The 10,155-nt window shown below is 70.8% G+C and carries 6 protein-coding genes and 2 riboswitches; of the genes, 4 read left to right on the forward strand and 2 right to left on the reverse strand.

The features are described 5' to 3' along the window. The 4 genes from MEICH_RS27230 to MEICH_RS0113420 all read left to right on the forward strand — a co-directional run. A partial coding sequence (locus tag MEICH_RS27230; RefSeq protein WP_169730671.1) for a hypothetical protein occupies positions 1–847 on the forward strand: 847 nt, incomplete at its 5' end. 269 nt (positions 848–1,116) lie between these two features. After that, positions 1,117–2,643, forward strand: a complete 1,527-nt coding sequence (gene guaA / locus MEICH_RS0113410; protein ID WP_027893062.1) for a glutamine-hydrolyzing GMP synthase — start codon at positions 1,117–1,119, stop codon at positions 2,641–2,643. Between the two features lie 110 nt (positions 2,644–2,753). Continuing rightward, positions 2,754–2,837, forward strand: a riboswitch (cyclic di-GMP riboswitch). A 76-nt stretch (positions 2,838–2,913) separates the two neighbouring features. After that, a riboswitch (cyclic di-GMP riboswitch) is annotated at positions 2,914–2,999 on the forward strand. Positions 3,000–3,077: 78 nt separating this feature from the next. Then, entirely contained in the window at positions 3,078–4,703 is a 1,626-nt protein-coding gene (locus tag MEICH_RS0113415; protein WP_084542303.1) for a S8 family peptidase, read from the forward strand. A gap of 11 nt (positions 4,704–4,714) precedes the next feature. Further along, positions 4,715–5,305 carry a hypothetical protein gene (locus tag MEICH_RS0113420; protein WP_027893064.1) on the forward strand — a complete coding sequence of 197 codons (591 nt, stop codon included), beginning with the start codon at positions 4,715–4,717 and terminating at the stop codon, positions 5,303–5,305. Positions 5,306–5,717: 412 nt separating this feature from the next. On the opposite strand, the gene MEICH_RS0113425 is transcribed toward MEICH_RS0113420, so the two are convergent. Next, entirely contained in the window at positions 5,718–6,506 is a 789-nt protein-coding gene (locus MEICH_RS0113425; protein WP_027893065.1) for an alpha/beta hydrolase, read from the reverse strand. Between the two features lie 2 nt (positions 6,507–6,508). Next, entirely contained in the window at positions 6,509–9,973 is a 3,465-nt protein-coding gene (locus MEICH_RS0113430) for an efflux RND transporter permease subunit (protein ID WP_027893066.1), read from the reverse strand. Between the last annotated feature and the right edge of the window lie 182 nt (positions 9,974–10,155).

Here is a 10,155-nt window from a genome sequence, read left to right on the forward strand (position 1 = left end):
CCTGTGGGTGCGGGGGCCGCGCGTCTGGCTCGAGGGCGCGGGCCTGCCGGCCCAGCCCGTCCGCCCCGACCCCCAGGGCGTCGTGGAGGCCCTGCGCCAGTTGGCGGGCGAGAGCTGGTCGCACCTGCTGTTCTCCGCCGACCTCGAGGCCTTCGCCGCCGGCAAGCTCACCCTGGAGGAGGCGCGCCAGCGGCTCACCGAGCCCGAGCCCGTGGTCGAGACGGTCCCCGTCGAAACGGTCGAGGCGGAGGTCGGGTCTCCCCCCGTGCTCGAGGCGCCGCTCGAGGAAGAGCCCACGGTCGCCGTGCGCACCGCCGAGGAGCCCCTGCCCCCGCCCCCTACCGTCCCCAAGAGCAAGTCCCAATTGCGCGTCGAGTCCCAGCCGCCCGCCCGCCCGGCAGAGCCCACCCAGCCTGCTGCCTCACCCCAGGAGGAGGTGCCCGTCGCCCCCCGCCGCATCCGCATCGACGACCCCCTCGAGCCCTCCTTCAGCGTCATCGAGCCGCAACCCCGCCGCCGGAACGTGCTGCTGTACCTGGGCGTGCTCCTGCTGGTCGTGGCCGTGGCGCTGGCGGTCTGGTTGTGGCCCCGCCCCGAGCCCGCCGTCAGCGGCTACGTGGTGGAGTTCCGCCTCGATCCCCCAGGTTCCCGCGGCCGCATCGAGATCCTCGAGGCCCCCCCCGGCTCCACCATGGAGAAAGAGCGCACCATCGCCGAAGTCCCCGGCCCCGTGCAGTTCGACAAGGCCGGCGCCTACCGCGTGCGCATCCGCGTGGACGGCCGCGAGCCCAAAGAGGTCCTGCTGGACGTGCCGAGTCCAGGTGGGGTGACGATAAGGCTGCAATGAGGGCCGGTGCCGGACGCTGATAGTCGATAGCTGATAGCCGATAGCTGAAGGCAAAACGCAATACGCCAAACGCCGAACGCCGGACGCCGGACGCCGGACGCCGGACGCCAGACGCCAGACGCCTTGTTCCCCCCTTAGCAAGGGGGGCTGGGGGGATACTCTCACACGCCACGGGCCTTTCGCTGAGGGCTGACGGCTGACAGCTGACGGCTAACCCCTGACGCCTCCTCGCTTCCCGCCTCCCGCCCTTTACGGGTACACTCACCCACATGAGCGTCGTCATCCTCGATTTCGGCTCGCAGTACACCCGGCTCATCGCGCGGCGGGTGCGGGAATTGCGGGCGTACTCGGTGATCCTGCCGGGGACGGCCAGCTTGGAGCGTGTCCTCGCGGAGCGTCCGCAGGCGGTGATCCTGTCGGGCGGGCCTAACTCGGTCTTCGACCCCAACTCACCGCGGCCGGCGGAGGGGCTGCTCGAGCAGGGGCTGCCGGTGCTGGGCATCTGCTACGGGATGCAGTACCTGGCGATGGCCCACGGGGGCCGGGTGGAGCGGGCCGGGAGGCGGGAGTACGGCAAGGCGGTGCTGACGCGGCACGAGGGGCCGCTGTTCGAGGGGCTGGGGGGCGAGTTGCAGATGTGGATGAGCCACTCCGACGCCGTGACCAACCTGCCCGAAGGGTGGCGGGTGATCGCCGAGACCGAGGAGAACCCGGTGGCCGCCATCGCGGCCCCGGACGGCCGGACCTTCGGGGTGCAGTTCCACCCGGAGGTGGTGCACAGCCCCAAGGGCATGGCGGTGCTGGAGAACTTCCTCGAGCTCGCCGGGGTGCGCCGCGACTGGACCCCCGAGCACACCCTCGAGGCCCTCATCGCCGACATCCGCGCCAAGGTGGGCAAGGACCGGGTGCTGCTGGCGGTGTCGGGCGGGGTGGACTCCTCCACCCTGGCGCTGCTGCTCTCGAGGGCCATCGGCTCGCAGCTCACCGCCGTGTTCGTGGACCACGGCCTGCTGCGCTTGAACGAGCGTCACGAGGTCGAGCAGGCCCTGCGGCCTCTGGGCGACGAGAATTTGCGGGTGGTGGACGCCTCCGAGCAGTTCCTGCGGGCGCTGAAGGGGGTTGCCGACCCCGAGGAAAAGCGCAAGATCGTGGGGCGGGAGTTCATCCGGGTCTTCGAGGCCGAAGCCCGCAAGCTCTCGCAGGAGGGCTGCCGCTGGCTGGCGCAGGGCACGCTCTACCCCGACGTCATCGAGTCGGCGGGCGGGGAAGGGGCGGCCAACATCAAGAGCCACCACAACGTGGGGGGGCTGCCCCCGGACCTCAACTTCGAGCTCCTGGAGCCCTTCCGCTACCTCTTCAAGGACGAGGTGCGCGAGCTCGCCCTGCTCCTGGGCCTCCCCGAGCCCATCCGCATGCGCCACCCCTTCCCGGGTCCCGGCCTCTCCATCCGCATCCTGGGCGAGGTCACGCCCGAGAAGCTCGACGTCCTGCGCCGCGCCGACGACATCTTCATCAGCGCCCTGCGCGACTGGAACCTCTACGACAGCGTCTCCCAGGCCCTGGCCGTGCTCACCCCCATGCAGAGCGTGGGCGTCATCGGCGACGAGCGCAGCTACGGCTACGTGCTGGGCCTGCGGGCGGTGAGCACCGTCGACTTCATGACCGCCGACTGGGCCCGCCTGCCCCTCGACTTCCTCGACGAGGTCGCCCGCAAGATCACCCGCCAGGTCCCCGAGGTCGGGCGCGTGGTCTACGACATAACCTCCAAACCGCCCGCCACCATCGAGTGGGAGTGAGGCGCGGCAAGGCTCGAGGACGTTCTGAAGTCACGAAAGTAACGCCCCAGATGTGACGTTTGACCATTTCCCCACCCAGGGGATGTGGTACAACGGCACCTGGAGGGAAACCTCCTCTCGGAGGCGACGAAGCCTGTCCTGCATTTGGGCGCCTGGGACAGGCCGAGCCAGTGGCGCAACCGGCCGAGAGACAACCACTCCGTACGCATCTTGCCACGCCGTGGGCGTTTCTCGCCGGTCAGGCTCCCAGCCTGGCCCTAGGCGTCGTTTAGGGTGTTCGGAGGCGTTGAACCGTGTTTCCCAACGTGGGCACCAAGGGAACCGGGGAGCCAGTGGTGCAACCGGCCGAACGCAGAGAAAGCGTTCCTGACGGACCCCGGCTTTTCCCATTCATCTCTACCGTTAGCTTTTCGACCTTTCGTCCGCTTTGGGCGGTGGCCGGGCTCGCTGCCTTGGTTCTGGCGGGTTGCGGACAGCCCGTCGCTCAGACCCAGGCCGAGTTCACCGCCGTGCCCGCCCAGCTTCCGGTGAGTGGGGGAGAAGTCTCCTTCTTCTGGCAGGCCGAAGGCGCCGGGGAAGTGACCGTCACGAGCGAGCCCGCCCTGCCGGGCTTTCCCCTCACGACGCGCGACCGCTCCTTCTCGGTGAAGGTGCGGGGCAACCCCACCACCGCCGCCAAGACCTACCGCTTCACCCTCGAGCTCGCCACCCCTCAGGGCCGCGTGGCTAAGACCCAGACCGTCACGGTCGAGCCCCAGGCCTCCGTGAGCTGCCCGAGCTCGAGCCGGCCCGCCGCCCGCGCCGCCCTCGCCGCGCCCGAGCAGGTCAGGCCCGCCGGGCTGGGCCGCTTCGACCGCCCCTACGCCAGCGGCCGCCTGCTGGTGTTCAGCAAGAGCGGCAGCCGCCTGCAGAAGCTGGGCGCTGTGCGCCTGGAGGGCGGGTGGGGCCTGGTGCGGGTGCCGCAGGGCCAGGAGGCCGCCAAGGCCCGCGCCCTCGTCGAGCGGGGCCTGGCCGACTACGCCCAGCCCGAGTACCTCTACGAGGCCGCCGAGGCCGCCGTGCCCCCGGCCAACCGCCAGTACCCCGCCCAGGACGAGCTCTTCGCCCAGATGCGCCTCGAGCAGGCCTGGAAGGGCCTGAACGCGGGCTGCGAGCGCCCCGTGGTCGCCGTCGCCGACACCGGCTTCTTCACCGACCGCCCCGACCTCGCCCCCAACCTCACCCCCCAGTCGAGCTGGCTCGACGTGGTGGGCCCGAGCCTCGAGGCCCCCCAGCCCCGCCAGGGCGCCGTGGCCCCCCACGGCGGCGACTCCCACGGCACGGCGGTCGCCAGCGTCATCGCCGCGACCACCAACGACGGCTCGATGCTGGCCGGGGTGAGCTACAACCTGGCCCAGGTCCTGCCCATCAAGATCTTCGACGCCCAGGGCCGCACCGGCACGCTCCAGATCGCGCAGGCCCTCGAGTACGCCGCCGGCCAGACCGAGATCGGCGGCCGGACCTTCACCAACCCCACCCCCGCCCAGGTGGTCAACCTCTCGCTGGCCGGGCAGGCCTTCGACCCCTACCTCGAGAGCGTGCTGGCCAGGGTCAGCGCCCAGGGGCTGGTGGTGGTGGCCGCTAGCGGCAACTCCGACAGCGCCAGCGTGGGTTACCCGGCCTCCTCGCCCTACGTCCTCGCCGTGGGCGCCACCGACGCCCAGGGCCGGCGCGCGGTGTGGGGCAACGGTTTCGGCTCCAACTACGGCCCCGAGCTCGACTTCGTGGCCCCCGGCACCGCCGTCCCCAGCTACGGCGGCCAGGCCGCCGACGGCGTGGGCAACGCCTACGGCACCTCGATGTCGGCGGCCTTCGTCAGCGCCACCGTCGCGCTGCACCTCTACCAGAACCAGCGCCAGCGCGGCACCTTCCACCCCGAAGGCGCGGGCAGCGGCACGCTCGAGGCCGTCCGTTCCTGCCTGCGCAGCGCCGCCCAGCTCTCCGCCCCCTCGCCCGAACTCGGCCACGGCCTGATCGACGTGTCCAAGGTGATCGACCCCGCCAACCCCGCGTGCAACTAGAGGAGGTCCCCATGCCTAAGAGCCTGCTCCAACCCCTCCCCGACGAGATCCTCAGCGGCTACGAAGCCCACCTCTACCTCGCCGACCTCCAGCTCTACGGCCTCATCTACCTGCCGCAGAGCACGCTGGGCCAGCCCCTGCCCTCCACCGCCGACTGGCTCAACCAGGGCGACAGCCCCCTGCTCCCCCTCGCCAGCGTCAACCTCTACCGCTCCGACTCCCCCGCGACGCCCCGGGCCGAGGACATCCTGGCGGTGCTCCCCTCGATGGGCCTCCCCAAGGAGCGGGTGCTCTACCTGCAAGGCGGGCGCCCCCCCGCCGTCCGGGACGGCAAGCGCCGCCGGGTGGCCCTGCTGTACCCCCACAGCGTGCTGGTGGGCTGGCTCGAGGGCCCCGAGGGCCAGGACTTCCACCAGTACATGGCCCTCGCCCTGCCCTTCCAGCCCCTCTTCGAGGCCGAGGTCTACCCGCTGGGCCAGCCGTTCAGCCAGGCGAAGTGCCTCGAGCGCCACCCCTTCCTCACGGTGAACCTGCGCCAGGCGCGGGGGTTCTTCGCGCCGATGCCGGAGGGGCCGGGTGGGGTGGACTTGACGCTGTTCTGAGTCGATGGCTGATAGTCAATAGCCGATAGCCGATAGCCGATAGCTAAACGCCAGACGCCGAACGCGGGTCATACGTCGTACGTCCTACGCAAGATGCCTTAGCCCTCGGCTCTAGAGCGTGTTATACCAGATTCGGTTGGTCCGTCACCGTTCGGTGACGGACCAACCCGACCGAAGGGAGTGCTCTAGGATTCAAAAAGATAGCCTCTGAAGGTCTTTAGTTTGGGTGATTATCTTTTTGAATCCGGTATTATGAACCTCTACCCATGGCTCGTGCTGGACGCAGTTTCCAGCCGGGTTCCCCGCATCGCGACAGTTACCTCGAGCGCTGTCCAGGACGGCGATTTTCATAAAGTGCCTAACACGCTCTAGACCCTCGGCTTTCCACACGCCACGAGCTATGGGCCCTTAGCTATCGGCTATCAACCCTCCGCAAGAACGCCACCGTGGCCTGAGCGATGCGCTTCCATCCCTCGGGTTGGCCGAGGTCGGCGGGCTGGTCGCCGGGTTGGGCTCCGTAGGCCCCGAAACCGGCGTGGTTGAGCCCCTCGATCACCTCGACCTGGGTGCCCTTGGGCATACGGGGGATCTGGCGGGCGCGTTCCTCGGCGGTGAGCAGGCCGTCCTTGCTGCCGAAGAGGGCCAGGGTGGGGAGGGTGCGGCTCGAGAGGTCGTTTTGGGGGTAGGAGGCCCACAGGATGAGCCCCACCACCGAGCGCTGCACCAGGGGGTCGCTCGAGGTCGCGAAGTTGGCGGCGGCCACGCCGCCCATGGAGTGGCCGGCCAGCACCCACTTGGTCTGGGGGTAGCCCTCGAGCACCACCCGCGCCCGGTCCTGGTCGCTGATGGCGAGGTTGAAGGGAACCCACAGCAGCGCGACCGGGTAGCCCGCCGCGGCCACCTGCCGCAGCACCGGGGCGTAGGCGCGGTAGTCCACGCGGGCGCCGGGGTAGAAGGCCAGGCCCACTTTCGCGGCCTCCCCGGCGGGGCGCAGCAGGTAGCCCCAGTTCCTGGCCTCCACCCTCACGGCGCTGTCGCTGCTGAGGGCGCCCAGGGCCTCGGGCGCGGGGGGGATGGGCTTGAGGGCCTGCCAGACGTAGAACACCACGCTGGCGGCGAAGAAGAGCATCAGGCCGAAGAAGATCAGCCAGAAGCGGCGGCTGGCGACGAGGGTCTGGGGTTGGGCGGTTTTGCGGCTCATGTTCAGTCGGCGGCCGTGGGGGCCGGGGTCTTGGGCAGGGCTTGCGCCTGGTAGCGGCGGCGCTCGAAGAGGTAGAAGGCGGCGGGCACCACGTAGAGCGTCAGCAGCGTCGAGACCGTGACGCCGCCCAGGATGATGATGCCCAGCGGCTTGCGGAACTCCGAACCCTCCCCGCTCGCCAGGATCAGCGGCAGCGAGATGATCAGCACGGTGAGGGTGGTCATGAGGATGGGGCGCAGGCGCAGCCGGGCGGCCTCCACTAAGGCGTCGTAGAGCGGCTTGTCCTGGGCCTGGCGCACGGCGAAGTCGAGGAGCAGGATGGCGTTCTTGGTCACCAGCCCGATCAGCATCACCAGGCCCAGCACGCTGATGGTGTCGAGGCCCGCGCCGAAGAGCCACAGCGCCCAAAAAGCGCCCACCAGCGCCAGCGGGACGGGCAGCAGCAGGTAGAGGGGGTAGCGGAAGGCGTTGAACTGGCTGGCGATGACCAGGTAGTTCAGCAGCAGCGCCAGCCCGAAGGCGATGGGCGCGGTGCTGGCGAGGTCGCCCACGAAGGCGGCCCCGCCCTGGCTCTCCAGCCGCACCCCGTCGCCGAGGACGCCGGCCTCCTCGAGCGCCTGCTCGATCTGCTGGCTGTACTGGAAGACCCCGCTGGTCGCGCTCTCCGAGCGGTTGGCGGTGATGCCGGCCGAGAAGGCGTTGTTGGTGCGGGCCAGCGTGGCCGGGCTCTGGCGGCTCTCGAAGCGGCTGAGGCTCGCGAGCGGCAGCGACTGGCGCAGGCTCGGCGAGTGCACCGGCAGCGAGAGCAGGGCGCTGGGGCTGTCGATGAGGCCGGGGTCGGCCTTGACCACGATGGGGTACTCCTGGCCCGAGCGGCGCAGCTTGGCCGCCTCCGTCCCCGCGTTGTAGACCCGCAGCACCTGGGCGAGGTCGTTGGGGGTGAGGCCGGTGCCCTCCAGCGCCGAGGCGTCGGGCACCAGCACCCGCTCGTTGGCCTTCTGGGCGAGGCTGCTGGAGACGTTGGCGAGGAAGTCGAGGCCGTAGAGCACCTCGAGCGCCTTCGCGTTGCGCTCCTCGAGCAGCTCAGGCGTGGGGGCCGAGAGCACGAACTGGAAGTCGTCGCCCCCCGGGCCGCCCTCGGCGGCTTTGACCCGCAGGGTGGCCTCGGGGCGGGCCTCGAGCCGCGCCTCGAGCTCGCGGGCCAGCTCGGGGACGATGGCGTAGATGTTCTCGCGCTCGCCGTGCTCCGCCAGCACCACGGTGAAGTCGGCCCGCTCGGGGTTGCCGCTGCCCAGCGCGCTGTTGGAGGAGCCCACCTCGGTGAGCACGTCCCTGACGTAGGGCCGGGCCAGCAGGAAGTCCTCGACCTCGCGGGCCAGCCGGTCGGTCTCGTCGAGCGCGGTGCCCTTGGGGAGCTCGAGGCGCACGTTGATCACGCCGTTGTCGGAGCGGGGGGTGAAGTTGAAGGGCACGCGGGGGGCCACCAGGCCGATGGAGAGGAAGAACAGCGCCCCCACCACGAGCACCAGGGGGCTGCGGGGCAGCAGCCGGGCCAGGCTGCGGGCGTAGGCCTCGCGCAGCAGGTCGAACAGGCGCTCGGAGGCGTGGAAGAGCGAGGAGCTCACCGCCCCCGCCAGCCCGAACAGCACGCGCCCCACGTAGCGCAGCGGCAGCAGGGCCAGCCACAGCGGCAGCAGCAGCGCCTGCCAGGAGCGCAGCTTGCCCGCCAGCCAGCCGAAGTCCTCGCGGATGCCGCGCAGGCTGCGGGGCACCTCGCGCCAGGTGGGGGGCTCGGGGTCGGGGAAGTAGGCCAGGCGCACGGTGAGGAAGAACAGCGCCTCGAGCCAACTGAAGAAGATCGCCGCCGCCAGCCCCAGTCCGAACTCGCGGAAGAGCTGCCCGACGAAGCCCGGCAGGAAGCTGATGGGCAGGAACACCGCCAGGAGCGACAGCGTCGCGGCCGAGACCGCCGAGAGCACCTCGGTGGTGCCGCGCAGCACCGCGTCCTTGAGGCCGTAGGGCTGCTCGAGCCAGTGCTCGATCTGCGCGGTGACGGCGGGGATGTCGTCGGCGGGGAGCAGGTCGGCGCTGCCCCGGCTCACCGCCGCGTGCAGCGGCAGGCCCTGGGCCAGGTAGCGCTCGATGTGCTCGGCCAGCACGGCGGCGTCCTCGCGCGAGAGCAGCCCGCGGGTGGCCTTGGCCACGGCGTCGGGGACGGAGTACTTCTGGCGGCGGTAGCGGTCGATGTTCTCGGCCACCACGATGGAGTCGTCCACCACGATGCCCACCGCCACGATGATCGCCAGCAGGCTGATGACGTTGAAGGTGAAGCCCAGCAGCCCGTACACCAGCAGCGCCCCGGCCATGGTGATGGGGATGGCGACCACCACGCTGAAGACCGAGTTGAGCTTGCCCAAGAACACCAGCACCACGAAGGAGACCACCAGCGCGACGATGACCACCTCCTTCAGCGTGTCCTCGACGGTGGCCTGGATGAAGGTGGTGGTGTCGCCGGTGACGCGGGCGCGGTAGCCCTCGGGCAAGGTCGCGCCCGCCAGGGCCCCCTTGACGCCCTGGGCCACCGAGACCGCGTTGGCGTCGGGGGTCTTGCGCACGCCCAGCAGCACCACCGGCTCGCCCGACAGGCGCGTGTAGCGGCTGGGGGTGGCCTGGGTGTCGCGCACGCTGGCGAAGTCGGAGACCTTGAGGCCTCGAGCCGGGTCCACCACGATGCGCGCCACGTCGGCGGGGGTCTGGGGCTGGCTGCGGGTGACGAAGTTGAAGCGCTGCCCGCCCTGGTCCTGGCTCCCGGCCGGGATCGCCAGGGCCGAGGCCTGGATGGCCCCCACCACCTGGTTGGCGGTGAGGCCGTACTCGGCGAGCTTCCAGGGGTCGAGCAGCACCTGGATCTGGCGCTGGGGTGCGCCCTGGATCTGCAAGTCGGCCACCCCGGGCACGAGCTGGAGCTGGGGCTTGAGCGTCTTATCGACGTAGTCGGCCACCTCGCGCAGGTCGCGCCCCTCGGCCGAGACCGCCACGTAGAGGATGGGCTGGGAGGCGGGGTCGAACTTCTGCACCACCGGGGCCGAGGCGTCGCGGGGGAGCTGGCCCCGCACGGCCGCCACCCGCTGCGAGACGTCGGTGGCGACCTGGTCCACCGAGCGCCCGTAGTCGAACTGGGCGATGACCAGCGAGAAGCCCTCGCTCGACTGCGAGGAGATCTGGTCGAGGCCGGGCAGCGTGGAGAGGGCGTCCTCGATGGGCCTGGAGATCTGGCTCTCGATCTCCTCGGGCCCGGCGCCGGGGTAGGTGGTGCTGATGGCCACGACCGGGATCTCGAACTTGGGCAGCAGGTCCACGCCCAGGCCCCGGCTGGCGATGAGCCCGAAGAGCACCAGGGCCAAAAAGGCCGCCGTGGAGAAGACGAAGCGCTCGACGAAGAACTTGACCAGCGGGCTCTCACGCATGGCACGGCCTCACGGGATGACCTCGACCCTGTCGCCGTCGCGCAGGCTGGGGGGCACCGGGTAGATCACCCGGGCCCCGGCGGGGACGCCGTCCACGGCCACGGTGGTGCCGTTGTCGCCCAGCACCCGCACCGCCGCCGTCCGGGCCTGCCCCTCCTCGGCCAGCATCACCGCGGGCCGCT

Source organism: Calidithermus chliarophilus DSM 9957, assembly GCF_000430045.1.
In the GTDB taxonomy this organism is placed as follows: domain Bacteria; phylum Deinococcota; class Deinococci; order Deinococcales; family Thermaceae; genus Calidithermus; species Calidithermus chliarophilus.

What these genes read in the sequence shown, in the direction of transcription:
- MEICH_RS0113420 (WP_027893064.1), top strand. Translation starts at nt 4,715, where the DNA reads ATGCCTAAGAGCCTGCTCCAACCCCTCCCCGACGAGATCCTCAGCGGC.
- MEICH_RS0113430 (WP_027893066.1), bottom strand. Translation starts at nt 9,973, where the DNA reads ATGCGTGAGAGCCCGCTGGTCAAGTTCTTCGTCGAGCGCTTCGTCTTC.
- MEICH_RS0113425 (WP_027893065.1), bottom strand. Translation starts at nt 6,506, where the DNA reads ATGAGCCGCAAAACCGCCCAACCCCAGACCCTCGTCGCCAGCCGCCGC.
- guaA (WP_027893062.1), top strand. Translation starts at nt 1,117, where the DNA reads ATGAGCGTCGTCATCCTCGATTTCGGCTCGCAGTACACCCGGCTCATC.